Genomic DNA, 17152 nt, shown 5'->3' on the forward strand with positions numbered 1-17152 from the left:
AAGAGGCATGAAGTGACCCGGCACGATCGAGCGAGTGCCGGGCTGGCTCATCCTTGGTAACCCGCGCCCCGGGACTTCCCCAAATGTCCCGATTACTAGCGGAACTCGTAGCGGCGCCCGTGTGACGCGTCCCGTTGACGGCCTCTCTCCAGGGACGGAGGTCCCGCGGCAGGGCCTTTTGGATCTACGAAACGACCTAGTACGTCCGATTTGTCCTGTGCGGCTTGTCACCGGCCGCCCCAGCGGAACCAGGGCCCTCTGAGGCCCAGGTCACAGGGGGTCCGGCCGGTCTCGGGGGCCGTGGCGCGGCCTGGTGCGCGAGCAGCGACCCGACGACAGGAAAAAGGGGCGGCCCCGGAACCGAATGGTTCCGGGGCCGCCCCTTGGTACTGATCCGCGCTTACGCGCCCTTCGACAGGTCCGGGCCGGAGCCCGTGGCCTCGATCGGGGGGAGGTCGGGCAGAGCCGACTTCTCCTCGCCGCGGAAGGTGAACTTGGCGTCCTCGCCCTCACCCTCCTTGCCGACGACCACGATCTGACCGGGACGCAGCTCGCCGAAGAGGATCTTCTCCGACAGCAAGTCCTCGATCTCGCGCTGGATGGTCCGGCGCAGCGGCCGGGCACCCATGATCGGGTCGTAGCCGCGCTTGGCGAGCAGGAGCTTCGCGTCACCGCTCAGCTCGATGCCCATGTCGCGGTCCTTGAGGCGCTCGTCGACCTTGGCGATCATGAGGTCGACGATCTGGATGATGTCTTCCTCGGTGAGCTGGTGGAAGACGACCGTGTCGTCGACACGGTTGAGGAACTCGGGCCGGAAGTGCTGCTTGAGCTCTTCGTTGACCTTCGCCTTCATCCGGTCGTATCCGGTCTTGGTGTCGCCCTGAGCCGCGAAGCCCAGGTTGAAGCCCTTCGAGATGTCCCGGGTACCCAGGTTGGTCGTCATGATGATGACCGTGTTCTTGAAGTCCACGACCCGGCCCTGGGAGTCGGTCAGGCGACCGTCCTCCAGGATCTGGAGAAGGGAATTGAAGATATCCGGGTGGGCCTTCTCGACCTCGTCGAAGAGGACGACGGAGAACGGCTTGCGGCGCACCTTCTCGGTGAGCTGGCCGCCCTCTTCGTAGCCCACGTAGCCGGGGGGCGAACCGAAGAGACGGGAAACCGTGTGCTTCTCGCTGAACTCCGACATGTCGAGGGAGATCAGCGCGTCCTCGTCGCCGAAGAGGAATTCGGCGAGCGTCTTGGAGAGCTCGGTCTTACCGACACCGGACGGACCGGCGAAGATGAACGAGCCACCCGGGCGCTTCGGGTCCTTCAGACCCGCACGGGTACGGCGGATCGCCTGGGAGAGCGCCTTGATGGCGTCCTTCTGGCCGATGACCCGACGGTGGAGCTCGTCCTCCATGCGGAGCAGTCGCGAGGACTCCTCCTCGGTGAGCTTGAAGACGGGAATGCCGGTCGCGGTCGCGAGGACTTCGGCGATGAGCTCGCCGTCGACCTCGGCGACGACGTCCATGTCGCCGGCCTTCCATTCCTTCTCGCGCTTGGTCTTCGCCGCCAGCAGCTGCTTCTCCTTGTCACGGAGAGACGCCGCCTTCTCGAAGTCCTGGGAGTCGATGGCCGACTCCTTGTCGCGGCGCACTCCCGCGATCTTCTCGTCGAACTCGCGGAGGTCCGGCGGCGCGGTCATCCGGCGGATGCGCATCCGGGAGCCGGCCTCGTCGATCAGGTCGATCGCCTTGTCCGGGAGGAAGCGGTCCGAGATGTACCGGTCCGCCAGCGTCGCCGCCTGGACGAGGGCCTCGTCCGTGATGGAGACGCGGTGGTGGGCCTCGTAGCGGTCGCGCAGGCCCTTGAGGATCTCGATCGTGTGGGGGAGGGAAGGCTCCGCCACCTGGATCGGCTGGAAGCGGCGCTCAAGGGCCGCGTCCTTCTCAAGGTGCTTGCGGTACTCGTCGAGCGTCGTGGCACCGATGGTCTGGAGCTCACCACGGGCCAGCATGGGCTTGAGGATGCTGGCGGCGTCGATCGCGCCCTCGGCGGCGCCCGCACCCACGAGGGTGTGGAGCTCGTCGATGAACAGGATGATGTCGCCGCGGGTGCGGATCTCCTTGAGCACCTTCTTCAGGCGCTCCTCGAAGTCACCGCGGTAGCGGGAACCCGCGACCAGGGCGCCGAGGTCAAGCGTGTAGAGGTGCTTGTCCTTCAGCGTCTCGGGAACCTCGCCCTTGACGATCGCCTGGGCCAGGCCCTCGACGACGGCGGTCTTGCCGACGCCGGGCTCGCCGATGAGGACCGGGTTGTTCTTCGTACGGCGGGACAGCACCTGCATGACCCGCTCGATCTCCTTCTCGCGCCCGATGACCGGGTCGAGCTTGGATTCGCGGGCCGCCTGGGTGAGGTTGCGGCCGAACTGGTCCAGGACGAGCGAGGTCGAGGGCGTGCCCTCGGCCGGGCCGCCGGCCGTGGCCGACTCCTTGCCTCCACCGGTGTAGCCGGAGAGCAGCTGGATGACCTGCTGCCGGACTCGGTTGAGATCGGCGCCCAGCTTCACGAGGACCTGGGCGGCGACGCCCTCGCCCTCGCGGATCAGGCCGAGCAGGATGTGCTCGGTGCCGATGTAGTTGTGGCCGAGCTGGAGGGCCTCTCGGAGCGAAAGCTCCAGGACCTTCTTCGCCCGCGGAGTGAAGGGGATGTGGCCGGACGGGGCCTGCTGCCCCTGACCGATGATCTCCTCAACCTGCTGGCGAACAGCCTCGAGCGAAATCCCGAGGCTCTCCAGGGCCTTAGCGGCGACACCCTCACCCTCGTGGATCAAGCCCAGGAGGATGTGCTCGGTGCCGATGTAGTTGTGGTTGAGCATCCGGGCTTCTTCCTGAGCCAGGACGACAACCCGCCGCGCGCGGTCGGTGAACCTCTCGAACATCGTTTATCGCTCCTCAGAGCGGTCGGGCAGTTCGGGGTCGGTCCCCGCCCTGTCCTTCCGCATGCTAGTCCCGCGGGGCGGGACAGCTCATTCCAACTGCCGACATCCGTCCGCGGCTCACCCCTGCATCAGCGGGAAAACCGGCTTGAAGAGCCGACAACTGCTCCAACTCGATGGTGCGAGACGATGTTCCCGCAGGCCAGGCAGATACCCGTCATGCGTGTACGCCGACGGCGAACGGATGCCCGTCAAATCAGCGTGTCGCCCCGATCCACTAGGAATGTCTTACCCGTAAGGACTGACACTCCATGCCGGTGCCACCGGTTCCCTCAGCTAAGGGCGAACACAGTTGCGTCCCGAATGCGGACTCCGGACTCCACGGATGTTTACGTTCCGCATGGTGGTGAGTGCGGTGTGTCACATCGAGCGTAACCCCGGGGCGTTTCGGAAGTTGCTCCGGACATGGCCGTAACCCTCCCGCCGCTCGCCCCGCCGACCGTGCCGTCGCCCCGCCCGGCGCCCGAGGAGGACGCGTACGCCTCCTGGTACGGGAGAGCGCTCGGCTGGACCGTCGTGGGCGGGCCGCCCGCCCAGCTCGCGACCGGGGTCCGGTTCGACGTGCTGGAGCTGCCGTCCGACGCGGGGGCCGCACTGCTGCGCAGGCCGGTCGCCACGGGCCCGGTGGCCCTGATGGGGCGCCGGATGCGGTTCCTGGTGGCCGCGGGGAGCGCAGAGGAGCTCGACGGGCTGCTCGACTGGCTGGAGTGGGGCGGGGTCGCCCTCGATCTCGCCGCCCTGGGTGCGGGTGGCCGGATCACCGCCCCGGTGCCGCCGGGGCATCACGCACGGGACGGGAGTCCCCGGGGGGCCGCCGTGTGGCTACGGCCCCCCGAGCAGGGGTGCGAGGCACTTCTGCCTGCCCTGTCCGGTCCCGGACAGGGCGCCGGTCCCGGGCGGGTGAGCGCCGGGCCCGATCTCGTGCGCCTGGTCTCCGCGGCGGCGACGGAATGCCACCGTGCGCGGCTCCGGCGCCGTACGCCCCTGCGGAGCGCCGTGGCCGGGCGTCCCTCGCGGGCCGGCCGGGTCAGTCCCTGACGGGTCAGCCCCGGTTCTCGTAGGCGTCGCGGATGTCCTGCGGAACGCGACCGCGGTCGTTGACGCTCATGCCCTGGGACTTCGCCCAGGCGCGGATCTCTGCGGTGTCCGGGTTGCCGGACGCCGCGGCCGTACGGCCCTTGGCGCGACCGGTGGACGCACGGCCACCGGTACGGCGGCCGCCCTTGGTGTACGGGTCGAGCAGACCGCGGAGCTTTTCAGCGTTGGCGGTGGTGAGGTCGATCTCGTAGGTCTTGCCATCCAGAGCGAACGTCACCGTCTCGTCCGCCTCGCCACCGTCGAGGTCGTCGACAAGAAGGACCTGAACCTTCTGTGCCACCGGGATTTCCTTTCATCGAAAAGCAGTACGCGGAAAGGAAACCGCTTTTGCCTGGAAAACACAAACCCCCGGGGAGAGGTTCGAGACCGCAACAGGGCGGGAAACGTGCGCGATTCGGACATAGGCCACAGGTACGCGGAGCGCCGGAAAAGCTGAGGCCATCGATCAGAGGTGCAGAAGCATCCGACTGTTGCCCAAGGTGTTCGGCTTCACTCGTTCGAGACCGAGGAACTCGGCGACACCCTCGTCATAGGAACGCAGCAGCTCCATGTAGACATCGGTCTTGACCGGGGTCTCGCCGATCTCGACGAAGCCGTGCTTCGCGAAGAACTCGACTTCGAAGGTGAGGCAGAAAACCCGGCTCACCCCGAGGGTACGGGCGGTACGCAACAACTGCTCCAGCACCTGATGCCCGACTCCGGCGCCCTTCAAGCCCCGGTCGACGGCGAGAGTGCGCACTTCGGCAAGGTCTTCCCACATCACGTGGAGAGCGCCGCAGCCGACGACCTGGCCGTCGGACTCGCGTTCCGCGACCCAGAACTCCTGGATGTCCTCGTAAAGGACGACCGGAGCTTTGTCGAGCAGGATCCGCTGCTGCACGTACTGGTCGAGGAGGCGGCGCAGCGCGGGAACATCACGCGTCCGGGCACGGCGGATCGTCACTGATTCTGCATGTGCAGTGGAAAACTCTCCCATGGCTGCGGACGTTATCGCCCCGGCTCCTGCGGGCGCTCGGCGGACTCCCCCTCGGCCACGGGAGGAGCGGGGGGTTCGTGGGCGGTGTCGGCGCCCGACTCGTCGTCGTACTGGACGACCCGCACGGCGTCGCGGAGGGCTTCCCGCTGTTCCGCGGACATCATGCCGAAGAAGGCCACGAGGGCGGCCGCGGGGTTGTCACTCGTCGACCACGCTTCGTTCATCAGTGCGGCCGAGTAGGCGGCGCGGGTGGAGACCGCCGTATATCGATAGGCGCGGCCTTCGGCTTCCCGGCGGACCCAGCCCTTCTGATGAAGATTGTCCATAACGGTCATGACCGTGGTGTACGCGATGGACCGTTCCTGCTGGAGGTCTTCCAGGACTTCTCGCACGGTGACCGGGCGGTTCCACTGCCACACCCGTGTCATGACGGCGTCTTCGAGTTCTCCCAAGGGGCGAGGCACAGCAGCACGATAGTGCGGCTTGTGCGGAATTGCCCGACTATTCGCTCGGCAACGCGCAAGAAAAACGGGCGCACGGCCGGAGAAGCCGTACGCCCTGAGGGTTACTTCTGCTGCTGGGTGGCCTCGGCCCGGGCGAGCACGGCGTCGACCGCCGCGTCCTCCTTGGCCTTGTTGGAACCGCCCTGGCTCTTCACGATCGTCATGACGAGAGCGATGAAGAACACGGCCATCACGAAGGGGGGCACGAGCGCGGAGACATAGTCCATGCCCCACAGCGTAGCTACCCGGCGGCCCGCCCGGCCGCCGGGGGCGGGCTGGGCTTGCGGCGCGGCGGGAACACCTCACCGGGGGTCGGAATCGGCCGCTCCGGGCTCGGCGGCTCCTTGGGCTGCGGCGCCGGGCGGGCCGGCGGCTCGTCCTTCTCCTTGCCGCCGGCCAGGGCCAGCAGCCGGGTCCGCGGCGCAGGGGCGGTCGACAGGCGCCGCCGTACGGAGCGCTCCGCGACCGTCCGGACCCGTTCCAGCAGCGCGGCGGCGACCGGATTGGCGCGGAGCGCGCGCAGGGCGGCGAGGTCGTCGGGCTCCGGTTCGTACCCGGCGGCCAGGGCGTCCTGCAGCAGCTCCAGGTAGCCGGAGAGACTGCCGGGCAGGGCGCCGCGGTAGCGGGCGAGGTCCGCGAGGAGGAACGCTCTGAGCCGGCCCGCCTCCTGGACCGCTTCGTCCACCGACCGCGCGAGGCGCAGGCAGTCCTGGACCTCCTCGGCCGCCAGGGGGGCCGAGGAGGACTGAAGGGCGTGGGCGAGGAGGCGCCTGAGCAGGTGCAGCTCAGCGGCGCTGAACGCCATGCCGCCGCGGGATCCGTAGGGCGTGGGCATGGGCCGAAGATACGCGCTAATCGGACAAAATCCCCTGATCGCGGGTGCGGCGCGCTCGGCGGGTCCCTCAGCCGGTCTCTTTGACCGCGCGCAGGAAGTCGGCCCAGGCGGCCTGGGTGGTGGCGAGCACGAGGTGGGCGGGGTCGGCACGGTCGGCGACCTTGACGAGGGCTCCGGGGGCCGTGGCGACGTAGACGCAGGCGTCGCCCTCACTGCAGAACGAGGACTTACGCCACGCGGGCTGAGTGGTCATGGTGTCTCCTCCGGGCGCGGTGGCCGGTAATTGCCGTCAATGACGGTAACGCCGTGGCCGGGCTGCGCCGGCGGCTTTCGGGAATTCGGCGTTTCGCCCTTGCCTTCCGGGGCGGGGCGGGTACCGCTGAGCTGGGTCTCTCCCCGCCCCGCCCTTTCGCCGTTTCCCGGGGCTCCGCCCCCGCACCCCGCGCCTCGAACGCCGGCGGGGCTGGATTCCGCAGGCCTGGCAGGCCTAGATGCGGGCCACGAAGGCCGAGACCGCTTCGTGGACGTCGGACTCCGTCCAGGACAGGCCCGGCTCGGTGATTTCCAGTTCCGTCACCGCCAGGCCCGGCGGGCCGTCGGCGGACCAGCGGCGGAAGAGGACCGTGCCCGTCTCCTCGGCCTGGCGCAGGCCCGCCTGCGTCAGCCGGTCCGGCTCGTACGGGAGCCACACCTGGAACTGGTGGGTGTGCGGCTCCTCCGGGTGGATCCGGGCCCAGGGGACCCCCGAATCCGCGAACGCCGCGCGCAGCGCCCGGGCCACCAGCCGCGCCTGGGCCACGTACGACGGCAGCCGGGGCAGTTCCCGTTCCAGTCCGGCCAGCGCGGAGAGGGCCTGCGGGAACTGCCGGAAGATCTGGCCGCCGTAGCGGTGCCGCCAGACCCGGGTCTCCTCGACGAATTCCCGCGGCCCCGCCAGGGCCGCCCCGCTGAGGCCGCCGAGCGACTTGTAGAACGAGACGTACACCGAGTCCGCGAGGCCCGCGATCTCCGGCAGGGTGCGGCCGAAGTGGACGGTGGACTCCCACAGCCGGGCCCCGTCGAAGTGGACGACCGCGTCCCGCGCCCGGGCCGCCTCGGTGAGCGCCTCCAGCTCCTCCCAGGTGGGGAGCAGGAAGCCCGCGTCCCGCAGGGGCAGCTCCACCATCAGCGTGCCGAAGGGTTCCCGGAGCGACTCGACGTCCGCGGCCGACGGCGGGCGTGCCTCCGTCGTCGGGTGCGCCACCCGCAGCCCGGAGACGGCCGACAGGGCGTCGCCCTCCCACCGCTCCGGATGGCTCATCGGGTGCAGCGCCACCACCGGGTTCCCGGTCCGGCCCGCCCAGCACCGCAGTGCGATCTGCTGAGCCATCGTGCCGCTGGGGAAGAACGCCGCGTCCTCGGTCCCGAGCAGCTCGGCGACCTTGCGCTCCAGTGCGCCGACGACCCCGTCGCCGTAGACGTCGGCCGGCCCGTCCATGTCGTACGGGGCTTCGGCGAGCGAGCCGAGCAGCTCCCCCACGGTGGGCTCCAGCAGGCTGCGCGACAGCTTCCGCTCCGCCCCGCGCCAGGCCGCGACCAGCCGCTTCGTACGTTCAATGTCCTCGCTGTCATCACTCATGGGCAAAGATCCTCGCTCCCGTCGCCGCCGACCGGCCAACTGCCCCAGGAGCTAGCATGGCGGCGTATCGTCCGGTACCCCCCGCGGACTGGAACGGAAGGGCCCTCCCCGCGTGAATCCATCACAGCAGCCACGCCCTGCCCGGCTCGCCGTCGGCGTCGTCGGAGCCGGCCGCGTCGGTCCCGCGCTGGCGTGTGCGCTCCAGCAGGCCGGGCACCGGCCCGTAGCCGTCTCCGGAGTCTCCGACTCGTCCGTGCGCCGGGCGGCGCGGATGCTGCCCGATGTGCCGCTCGTACCGCCCGCGCAGGTGCTGGAGCTGGCCGACCTGGTGCTCCTGACCGTCCCCGACGACGCGCTGCCGTCCCTCGTGGAGGGCCTCGCCGAGACCGGCGCGGTCCGGCCCGGACAGCTCCTGGTGCACACCTCCGGCCGGTACGGGACCTCCGTGCTGGACCCCGCGCGCCGCGCGGGCGCCCTGCCGCTGGCCCTGCACCCGGCGATGACCTTCACCGGGACCGAGGTCGACGTGCAGCGGCTCGCCGGCTGCTCCTTCGGGGTCACCGCCCCCGAGGAGCTGCGCCTGGCCGCCGAGGCCCTGGTCATCGAGATGGGCGGGGAGCCCGAGTGGATCGCGGAGGAGAACCGTCCGCTCTACCACGCGGCCCTGGCCCTCGGCGCGAACCACCTGGTCACGCTGGTCGCCCAGTCGATGGAGCTGCTGGCCAAGGCCGGGGTGGAGCACCCCGACCGGATGCTCGGCCCGCTGCTCGGCGCGGCCCTCGACAACGCCCTGCGCTCCGGCGACGCCGCCCTGACCGGGCCGGTGGCCCGCGGGGACGCCGGTACGGTCGCCGCGCACGTCTCGGAGCTGCGCAGGCACGCGCCCGGCGCCGTCGCCGGATACCTGGCGATGGCCCGCACGACCGCCGACCGGGCCCTCGCGCACGGTCTGCTCAAGCCCGAACTCGCCGAGGACCTGCTCGGTGTGCTCGCCGACACGGAATCCGACGGGGGCGACCGGTGACCGATCTGCTGCTGCACACCGCGGAGGAGCTGCACAAGCTGTCGCGCACCGGCCGCCGGGCCGTGGTGATGACCATGGGCGCCCTCCACGAGGGCCACGCCACCTTGATCCGCACGGCCCGCGAACAGGCCGGGCCCGAGGGGCAGGTCGTCGTCACCGTCTTCGTCAACCCCCTGCAGTTCGGGGCCGGCGAGGACCTCGACCGCTATCCCCGCACCCTCGACGCCGATCTGCGGATCGCCGAAGAGGCGGGCGCCGACGCGGTGTTCGCCCCGGCCGTCGACGAGGTCTACCCGGGCGGCGACCCGCAGGTGCGGATCAGCGCCGGCCCGATGGGCGAGCGTCTCGAAGGGGCCACCCGCCCCGGGCACTTCGACGGAATGCTCACCGTCGTCGCCAAACTGCTCCACCTCACCCGCCCCGACCTGGCCCTCTTCGGCCAGAAGGACGCGCAGCAACTGGCCCTGATCCGGCGGATGGTGACCGACCTGAACTTCCCCGTCGAGGTGGTCGGCGTACCGACCGTCCGCGAGGAGGACGGGCTGGCGCTGTCGTCCCGCAACCGCTACCTCTCCACGGCGGAGCGGCACACCGCCCTGGCCCTGTCCCGTGCCCTGTTCGCCGGCCGGGACCGGCTCGCCGCGCAGGCGGCGCTGCGCGCCCGCGCCGAGGCCTCCCCGGCCAGCGACGAGCGGGCCACCGCCCTGGCCCGCCTCGGCGAGATCCGCGCCTCCGCCGACGCGCACGCCGTCTCGGCGGCCGGCGCCGGACTGCCGGACGCCGTACGGGCCGCCGCGCGGCACGTCCTGGAGGAGGCGGGCCGCCACGAGCCGCCGCTCGTGCTGGACTACCTGGCGCTGGTGGACCCGCTGGACTTCACCGAGACCGGTCAGGACTTCACCGGGCAGGCCGTGCTGGCCGTCGCCGCGAAGGTGGGCTCGACCCGGCTGATCGACAACATCCCATTGGAATTCGGAGCACACTCGTGAGCACCCCAGGCAGAGGCATCCCGTCGGGCGGGGCAGGCGCAGGCACCGGCATACGGCTGCACGCCCCGGCCCCCGGCTGGTCCCTCGACGCCGATGTCGTGGTCGTCGGTTCCGGCGTGGCGGGCCTGACCGCAGCGCTGCGCTGCGCCGCCGGGGGCCGCCGTACCGTCGTGGTCACCAAGGCCCGGCTCGACGACGGCTCCACCCGCTGGGCCCAGGGCGGCATCGCCGCAGCCCTCGGCGAGGGCGACACCCCCGAGCAGCACCTCGACGACACCCTGGTCGCCGGTGCGGGCCTGTGCGACGAGGAGGCCGTCCGGCTGCTCGTCACCGAGGGCCCCGACGCGGTACGGCGGCTGATGGCCACCGGCGCGGTCTTCGACACCTCCACGGAGACCGGCGAGATAGAACTGACCCGCGAGGGCGGGCACCACCGCCGCCGGATCGCGCACGCGGGCGGCGACGCCACCGGCGCCGAGATCTCGCGGGCGCTCGTCGAGGCCGTCCATGCCGCCGGCATCGAGACCGTGGAGAACGCCCTCGTCCTGGACCTGCTGCAGGACGCGCAGGGCCGGACGGCCGGTGTGACCCTGCACGTCATGGGCGAGGGCCAGCACGACGGGGTCGGCGCCGTGCACGCGCCCGCCGTGATCCTCGCGACCGGCGGCATGGGCCAGGTCTTCTCCGCGACGACCAACCCGTCGGTGTCCACCGGTGACGGCGTGGCGCTCGCGCTGCGGGCCGGCGCCGAGGTCTCCGACCTCGAATTCGTGCAGTTCCACCCGACGGTGCTCTTCCTCGGCCCGGACGCCGAGGGTCAGCAGCCGCTGGTGTCGGAGGCGGTCCGGGGCGAGGGCGCGTACCTCGTCGACGCGGACGGCGTGCGCTTCATGCAGGGCCAGCACGAGCTCGCGGAGCTCGCGCCGCGCGACATCGTCGCCAAGGGCATCATGCGCCGCATGCAGGAGCAGGGCGCGCAGCACATGTACCTCGACGCCCGGCACTTCGGTGCGCGGATGTGGGAGCAGCGTTTCCCGACCATCCTGGCCGCCTGCCGCTCCCACGGCATCGACCCGGTGACCGAGCCCATCCCGGTGGCGCCCGCCGCGCACTACGCGTCCGGCGGCGTCCGCACCGACCTGCACGGGCGGACCACCGTCCCGGGCCTGTACGCCTGCGGCGAGGTCGCCTGCACCGGTGTGCACGGCGCGAACCGGCTGGCCTCCAATTCCCTGCTGGAGGGTCTGGTCTTCGCCGAGCGGATCGCCGAGGACATCGTCGCCGAGCGGCCGGCCGGCAGCGGCCCGGGCATACCGGTCCCGGCGACCGGCCCGCTGCAGCCCGGCGGGGCCCGGTTCGAGGTCCAGCGGATCATGACGGAGGGCGCGGGCGTGCTCCGCTCGGCCGAGTCGCTGAGCGCGGCCGCCGAGGCTCTCGAAGGGCTGTACGCCACCGCCCTGAACGATCTCGAAGCGCACGGCAAGACCGCCGAGCCGGGCGTGGACACCTGGGAGGCCACGAACCTGCTGTGCGTGGCACGGGTTCTGGTCGCCGCGGCGCAGCGGCGCGTGGAGACCCGCGGCTGCCACTGGCGCGAGGACCACCCCGAGCGGGACGATGCGCACTGGCGCCGCCATCTCGTCGTCCGGCTCTCGGCGACCGAGAAGCGCGCCCTGGTCGTCGTACCCACCGACTCCGCGGACTTCCCGTCCGTGCACCCCCTGAGCACCCCGAGCCTGGAGCAGTGACCGTGAGCACCCCCGAACTTCCCCTGATCGACCAGAACGACGGCGGCTGCGGCGACGACTGCGCCTGCGGTGACGGCGAGGAGAGCGGCCTGGACCCGGCGCTCGCCCAGCTGTTGGCCGACGCCGGCCTGGACCCGATCGAGGTCGAGGACATCGCGCACATGGCGCTGTCCGAGGACCTGGACGGCGGCGTGGACGTGACGACCGTCGCGACCGTGCCGGAGGAGGCCGAGGCCGTCGCCGACTTCGTCGCGCGCGAGGACGGTGTCGTGGCCGGTCTGCGGATCGCCGAGGCCGTGTTCTCCGTGGTCTGCACGGAGGCCTTCGAGGTGGAGCGGCACGCGGAGGACGGCGACACCGTCGAGGCCGGGCAGCTGCTGCTGTCCGTGCGCTCGCGCACCCGTGACCTGCTGACGGCGGAGCGCAGCGCGCTGAACATCATGTGCCGGCTGTCGGGCATCGCGACGGCCACCCGCCGCTGGGCCGACGTGCTGGAGGGCACCTCGGCGAAGGTCCGCGACACCCGCAAGACCACGCCGGGCCTGCGCTCGCTGGAGAAGTACGCGGTGCGCTGCGGCGGCGGCGTCAACCACCGGATGTCGCTGTCGGACGCCGCGCTGGTCAAGGACAACCACGTGGTGGCGGCGGGCGGTGTCGCGCAGGCGTTCAAGGCCGTGCGCGAGGCCTTCCCGGAGGTCCCGATCGAGGTCGAGGTCGACACGCTGGAGCAGATCGGGGAGGTCCTGGAGGCCGGCGCCGACCTGATCCTGCTGGACAACTTCACGGTGGAGCAGACCGCGCAGGCCGTGGCTCTGGTGGCCGGCCGCGCGGTGCTGGAGTCCTCGGGCCGCCTCACCCTGGACACGGCCCGCGCGTACGCGGAGACCGGCGTGGACTACCTGGCGGTCGGCGCGCTGACCCACTCCTCGCCGATCCTGGACATCGGGCTCGATCTGCGCGAGGCGGTGTAACCCGTGCTCCTCACCATCGACGTGGGCAACACCCACACGGTCCTGGGCCTGTTCGACGGTGACGAGATCGTCGAGCACTGGCGCATCTCGACCGACCCGCAGCGCACGGCCGACGAGATGGCCGTGCTCATGCAGGGGCTGATGGGCATGCACCCGATGCTCGGCAGCGAGCTGGGCGACGGGATCCACGGCATCGCGATCTGCTCGGCGGTGCCGTCGGTCCTGCACGAGCTGCGCGAGGTGACCCGGCGCTACTACGGCGACGTGCCCGCGGTGATCGTGGAACCGGGCACCAAGACGGGCGTGCCGATCCTCATGGACAACCCGAAGGAGGTCGGCGCGGACCGCATCGTGAACGCGGTCGCGGTGGTCGAGCTCTACGGGGGCCCGGCGATCGTGGTCGACCTGGGTACGGCGACCACCTTCGACGCGGTGTCCGCGAAGGGCGAGTACGTGGGCGGGGTGATCTCCCCGGGCATCGAGATCTCGATGGACGCACTCGGCGTACGGGGTGCCCAGCTGCGGAAGATCGAGCTGGCGCGGCCGCGCAACGTGATCGGGAAGTCCACGGTCGAGGCGATGCAGTCGGGCGTGGTCTACGGCTTCGCGGGGCAGGTCGACGGGGTCGTGACCCGGATGGCGAAGGAGCTGGCCGGACCGCACGGCGACCCGGACGACGTGCGGGTCATCGCCACGGGCGGGCTGGCTCCGATGGTGCTGGGCGAGTCCTCGGTGATCGACGACCACGAGCCGTGGCTGACGCTGATCGGGCTGCGGCTGGTGTACCAGCGCAACGCGCCGAATTTCGAGTAGTACGGGCGGAGGGGTCCCGGGCCGGGCCGGGCTCGGGGCCTCGCCGGATCAGTACGCCCGCGGTCAGCCCGCCCGCGGTCAGCACGCCCGCGGTCAGCACGCCCGCGGGCGGACGAATATCCGGCGCAGGGCGGCGCGCCAGGGGTGGCGGCCCGATCTGCCGTCCATGACGGCGCGGGCCTGTTCGTACGAGCGGAGCGAGCGCAGGACGGCGACGTCGTCGCGCCCGGGCGGCGGGGGCATCGGGGCGCCCTGCTGGGAGGCCCGGTAGGTGTCGATCATGTACTGCTCGATTGCGGTCATGGACCAAGCCTCACCCCGTCGGCGGCATCGCGCACGACAGTTGACGTTCCCCGTCAATCGACGGCTCGAAAGCGCCCCTGCGGCCACAAATGATCACTCGTCCGGCCGCCGCGACGGGGCGCCCGCGGCCACCCGGACGGCGGGGCCGACAGGCCCGTCCCGGCTTTCCCGGCGTGCGCGGAACGACAGAATGGCCTGATGAGCGTCACGATCGACATCGCAGGCCTGCCCACCGAGCGGATCACTTTCGCGCCTTCCCCGCTCGCCGAGCTCTGCATGGCCCTGCACGCGCTCTCCCAGCCCGCGCACCACCCCGGGCTGACCTCCTGGACCACCGCCACCGCCGCCTCGCTCGATCCGTGCCTCGCGGACCGGCTGCTGGAGGCCGACTTCATGTGGCGGAGCTCGTTCTCCGACATCTTCATGCCCTTCGCCGGGCTGCCCGGCGGAACCGGGCAGCCCGCCGCGACGCTGGCCGAGGCGCTGGACGTGCTCGACCGCCTCGACGACGAGCGGTTCGTGCGGGCCGCCCTGGAGCAGTGCTGGCTGGCGCTCTACAACGAGGGCGGCCCGTCCTCCTCGCCGCTGGACAACCCGGCGGCGCGGGCCAAGGCGCTGGAGACGGCCGCCGCCCGCGGCCCGCGCCAGCTGGACTTCTCCATGCGGCTCCTCGACGACACGGCCGCCGTGCGGGTGTGGATGCGGCGCCTCCTGGAGGACTGCGACGAGGCCTTCTTCGCCGAGACGTGGAAGCGCGTCGAGCCGGGGCAGAGCGCCGACGCCCGGCACAAGACGGAGGTGCTGCGCCGCAAGGGGCTGCCGACCGTGCTGAAGGAGGTCTCGGCGGCGCTGAGCGTCGACGCCGCCGGCACCACCATCACCGCCGACAAGATGGTCCACGGATCGACGACCGCGACCGATCACCGAATAGGCACCGGTCTGGTCTTCGTGCCGACCAACTTCGGCTGGCCGCATCTGCTGGTGCTGCACGCGCCGGGCTGGCGGCCGGTGGTCCACTATCCGCTCGGCTCCCCCGAACTGGCCTCCGGGCCGGGCTCGGTGGAGCTGCTCCAGCGGCGGATGGAGGCGCTGGCGCATCCGATGCGGATGATGCTGTGCCGGAGCCTGGCCCGGGCCCCGTTCACGACGAGCGAGCTGGCGACCGTGTACGGGATCACCGCGCCGGAGGTGTCGCGGCATCTGGCCGTCCTGAAGAAGGCCGGTCTGATGCATACGCGGCGTCAGGGCCGCTACTCCCAGCACCAGTTGGATCTGACGGCGGTCGCGCGCATCGGGTCGGACTTCATCGAAGGCATCCTCCGCTAGAACGAACCGGCGCGCGGTTGGCCGGATTTGGGCGGCCCAGATTCACCGATATACGGAATTCATAAACCGGAATCAGCGAAAACTCTGGCCATGGTGGCCACTTGCTGTCTAACGTGCGTCCACCGATCCCCCACGTAACGCGCACCACTTGCTCACGCGCTCCACCACGCTCCGCCGTGCTGTGCCCTGCTCCGCCCTGCCCTGCTCGCCTTTGCCGTGGAAGGACCTTCATGCCCTCACGCCGTATAGCCGCAGCAACCGCCGCCCTGGCAGCCGCAGCCCTCGTCTCGCCGCTGCTGCTGGCCGGACCGGCCGGAGCCACCGCAAGCCCGCAGAGCGACGCCGCCCGGGGTGACGCGCTCGCCAAGAAGCTGGTCAAGGAAGCGACCGGCAAGGGCGCCTACAACCACCTCAAGGTCCTGCAGTCGCTCGCCGACTACAACAACGGCAACCGCGCGGCCGGCTCCAAGGGCCACGTGCAGTCGGCCAAGTACATCGAGGCCGTGATGAAGGCGGCCGGCTACAAGGTCACCAAGAACGAATTCGACTTCGTGTACGTCGAGACCATCGAGGAGAAGCTGACGGTGGGCGGCGCGAACCAGCGCGACGTACCGATCCACCTGATGTCGTACACGGCGAACAGCCCGGAGGGCGGTGTGACCGCCGGCGTCGCCGTCGCCCCGGTCGACGCGGACGGGACCAACGGCTGCGAGCCCGGCGACTTCGCCTCCGGCACCTTCACCGGCAAGATCGCCCTGGTCAAGCGCGGCGGCTGCACCTTCGCGGCCAAGCAGGCCAACGCGGCGGCGGCCGGCGCGGTCGGCGCGATCATCTACAACAACACCGCGGGCGCCCTCAACGGAACCCTCGGCGATCCGAACGCGGGCAAGATCCCGACGGGCGGCGTCACCCAGGAGGACGGCGAGAAGCTCGCCGCCGAGGCCGCGGCCGGCCCGGTCGAGGTCACCCTCGACATCCGGCAGCTGCGCGAGAACCGCAAGACGTACAACGTCATCGCCGAGACCCAGGGCGGCGACGAGAACAACACCGTCTTCCTCGGCTCGCACCTCGACTCGGTCGCGGCCGGCCCCGGCATCAACGACAACGGGTCCGGATCGGCCGGCATCCTCCAGGTCGCGCAGCGCCTCGCGAGCAGCCAGTCGAAGATCAAGAACAAGGTCAAGTTCGCCTGGTGGTCGGCCGAGGAGTTCGGCCTGCTCGGCTCCGAGGCGTACGTCGCCGGGCTGAGCGACGCGCAGAAGAAGCAGATCAAGCTCTACCTGAACTTCGACATGATCGCCTCGCCGAACGCCGCGTACTTCGTCTACGACGGCGACGACTCGGACGCGACCGGCGCGGGCCCCGGCCCGCAGGGCTCCGCCCAGCTGGAGAAGGGGATCAACGACTTCCTCGACTCGAAGAAGATCCCGCACGAGGGCACGGACTTCTCGGGCCGCTCGGACTACGGCCCGTTCATCGAGGTCGGCATCCCGTCCGGCGGCACCTTCACCGGCGCCGAGGGCATCAAGACCCCGGAGCAGGCCGCGAAGTTCGGCGGCCAGGCGGGTGTCGCCTACGACGTGAACTACCACGGCAAGGGTGACGACATCACCAACATCGACCAGAAGGCGCTCGACATCAACGTCGACGTCATCGCCGACGCGGTCGGCCACTACGCCTTCGACCTGGCCCCGCTGTCGAAGCCGGTCGTCTCGCAGCCGACGGGCGGCTCGGGCAGCGGCGGCGGCCTGCACCAGGGCCACGACGAGGTGCAGCAGTAACCACGTAGGCAGCTGTACAGGAGGGCCGGGATCCCGCAGCGGATTCCGGCCCTCCGCGCGTCGGCCCGGGCGCTCCCGTCCGCACCCACCGCACCGTACGAAGATCCATCGTTCGAACTCGTGCACCGTTCGCCACGCGTTTTGTCACGGAGAGCACCCAAAATATCCCTTACGGTTACTTTGA

General features: G+C 70.9%; 17 protein-coding genes. 8 read left to right on the forward strand and 9 right to left on the reverse strand.

Features of this window, described 5'->3' with window-relative positions:
- Nucleotides 1-400 precede the first annotated feature (400 nt).
- On the reverse strand, nucleotides 401-2926 hold the full coding sequence (locus tag KO717_RS16170) for an ATP-dependent Clp protease ATP-binding subunit (RefSeq protein WP_109778942.1): 2526 nt from the start codon (nucleotides 2924-2926) through the stop codon (nucleotides 401-403).
- A gap of 462 nt (nucleotides 2927-3388) precedes the next feature.
- On the opposite strand from KO717_RS16170, the gene KO717_RS16175 reads away from it, so the two are divergent.
- Nucleotides 3389-4021 carry an SCO3374 family protein gene (locus KO717_RS16175; RefSeq protein WP_301368251.1) on the forward strand — a complete coding sequence of 211 codons (633 nt, stop codon included), beginning with the start codon at nucleotides 3389-3391 and terminating at the stop codon, nucleotides 4019-4021.
- A 4-nt stretch (nucleotides 4022-4025) separates the two neighbouring features.
- Here the strand turns inward: KO717_RS16175 and KO717_RS16180 are convergent, their stop codons facing one another.
- From KO717_RS16180 to KO717_RS16210, 7 genes are all read right to left on the reverse strand, one after another.
- Nucleotides 4026-4361, reverse strand: a complete 336-nt coding sequence (locus KO717_RS16180) for a histone-like nucleoid-structuring protein Lsr2 (RefSeq protein WP_301368254.1) — start codon at nucleotides 4359-4361, stop codon at nucleotides 4026-4028.
- 165 nt (nucleotides 4362-4526) lie between these two features.
- On the reverse strand, nucleotides 4527-5057 hold the full coding sequence (locus KO717_RS16185; protein WP_301368256.1) for an amino-acid N-acetyltransferase: 531 nt from the start codon (nucleotides 5055-5057) through the stop codon (nucleotides 4527-4529).
- A gap of 11 nt (nucleotides 5058-5068) precedes the next feature.
- Nucleotides 5069-5521: a BlaI/MecI/CopY family transcriptional regulator gene (locus KO717_RS16190; protein ID WP_301368257.1), complete on the reverse strand. Its 453-nt coding sequence runs from the start codon at nucleotides 5519-5521 to the stop codon at nucleotides 5069-5071.
- A gap of 101 nt (nucleotides 5522-5622) precedes the next feature.
- Nucleotides 5623-5787, reverse strand: coding sequence for a hypothetical protein (locus KO717_RS16195; protein WP_301368259.1), 165 nt, complete (start codon nucleotides 5785-5787; stop codon nucleotides 5623-5625).
- Between the two features lie 14 nt (nucleotides 5788-5801).
- The gene (locus tag KO717_RS16200; RefSeq protein WP_301374560.1) at nucleotides 5802-6365 is read right to left on the reverse strand and encodes a hypothetical protein; all 564 of its coding nucleotides are present in this window, start codon (nucleotides 6363-6365) and stop codon (nucleotides 5802-5804) included.
- Nucleotides 6366-6462: 97 nt separating this feature from the next.
- Nucleotides 6463-6648, reverse strand: a complete 186-nt coding sequence (locus KO717_RS16205) for a DUF397 domain-containing protein (RefSeq protein WP_030389722.1) — start codon at nucleotides 6646-6648, stop codon at nucleotides 6463-6465.
- A 234-nt stretch (nucleotides 6649-6882) separates the two neighbouring features.
- Nucleotides 6883-8013 carry a threonine aldolase family protein gene (locus KO717_RS16210; protein WP_301368262.1) on the reverse strand — a complete coding sequence of 377 codons (1131 nt, stop codon included), beginning with the start codon at nucleotides 8011-8013 and terminating at the stop codon, nucleotides 6883-6885.
- A 112-nt stretch (nucleotides 8014-8125) separates the two neighbouring features.
- On the opposite strand from KO717_RS16210, the gene KO717_RS16215 reads away from it, so the two are divergent.
- From KO717_RS16215 to KO717_RS16235, 5 genes are read left to right on the forward strand one after another with little or no spacing between them, the layout of a single operon-like run.
- The gene (locus KO717_RS16215; protein ID WP_301368263.1) at nucleotides 8126-9037 is read left to right on the forward strand and encodes a Rossmann-like and DUF2520 domain-containing protein; all 912 of its coding nucleotides are present in this window, start codon (nucleotides 8126-8128) and stop codon (nucleotides 9035-9037) included.
- Nucleotides 9034-10026 (forward strand): pantoate--beta-alanine ligase, encoded by a 993-nt coding sequence (gene panC / locus KO717_RS16220; RefSeq protein ID WP_301368265.1) that lies wholly within the window; start codon nucleotides 9034-9036, stop codon nucleotides 10024-10026. The genes KO717_RS16215 and panC overlap by 4 nt, the downstream gene beginning before the upstream one ends.
- Nucleotides 10023-11774: an L-aspartate oxidase gene (locus KO717_RS16225; RefSeq protein WP_301368267.1), complete on the forward strand. Its 1752-nt coding sequence runs from the start codon at nucleotides 10023-10025 to the stop codon at nucleotides 11772-11774. The genes panC and KO717_RS16225 overlap by 4 nt, the downstream gene beginning before the upstream one ends.
- Before the next feature lie 2 nt (nucleotides 11775-11776).
- Nucleotides 11777-12745: a carboxylating nicotinate-nucleotide diphosphorylase gene (gene nadC / locus KO717_RS16230; protein WP_301368269.1), complete on the forward strand. Its 969-nt coding sequence runs from the start codon at nucleotides 11777-11779 to the stop codon at nucleotides 12743-12745.
- A 3-nt stretch (nucleotides 12746-12748) separates the two neighbouring features.
- The gene (locus tag KO717_RS16235) at nucleotides 12749-13558 is read left to right on the forward strand and encodes a type III pantothenate kinase (protein WP_301368270.1); all 810 of its coding nucleotides are present in this window, start codon (nucleotides 12749-12751) and stop codon (nucleotides 13556-13558) included.
- A gap of 93 nt (nucleotides 13559-13651) precedes the next feature.
- Here the strand turns inward: KO717_RS16235 and KO717_RS16240 are convergent, their stop codons facing one another.
- Nucleotides 13652-13861 (reverse strand): hypothetical protein, encoded by a 210-nt coding sequence (locus tag KO717_RS16240; protein WP_301368272.1) that lies wholly within the window; start codon nucleotides 13859-13861, stop codon nucleotides 13652-13654.
- A gap of 198 nt (nucleotides 13862-14059) precedes the next feature.
- On the opposite strand from KO717_RS16240, the gene KO717_RS16245 reads away from it, so the two are divergent.
- Together KO717_RS16245 and KO717_RS16250 are read left to right on the forward strand one after the other, a co-directional pair.
- Nucleotides 14060-15187, forward strand: a complete 1128-nt coding sequence (locus tag KO717_RS16245; protein ID WP_301368273.1) for a DUF5937 family protein — start codon at nucleotides 14060-14062, stop codon at nucleotides 15185-15187.
- A gap of 230 nt (nucleotides 15188-15417) precedes the next feature.
- The gene (locus tag KO717_RS16250) at nucleotides 15418-16968 is read left to right on the forward strand and encodes a M28 family metallopeptidase (protein WP_301368274.1); all 1551 of its coding nucleotides are present in this window, start codon (nucleotides 15418-15420) and stop codon (nucleotides 16966-16968) included.
- The last annotated feature ends 184 nt before the right edge of the window (nucleotides 16969-17152 follow it).

Origin of the sequence: Streptomyces xanthophaeus (genome assembly GCF_030440515.1) — a bacterium.
Taxonomy (GTDB): domain Bacteria; phylum Actinomycetota; class Actinomycetes; order Streptomycetales; family Streptomycetaceae; genus Streptomyces; species Streptomyces kutzneri.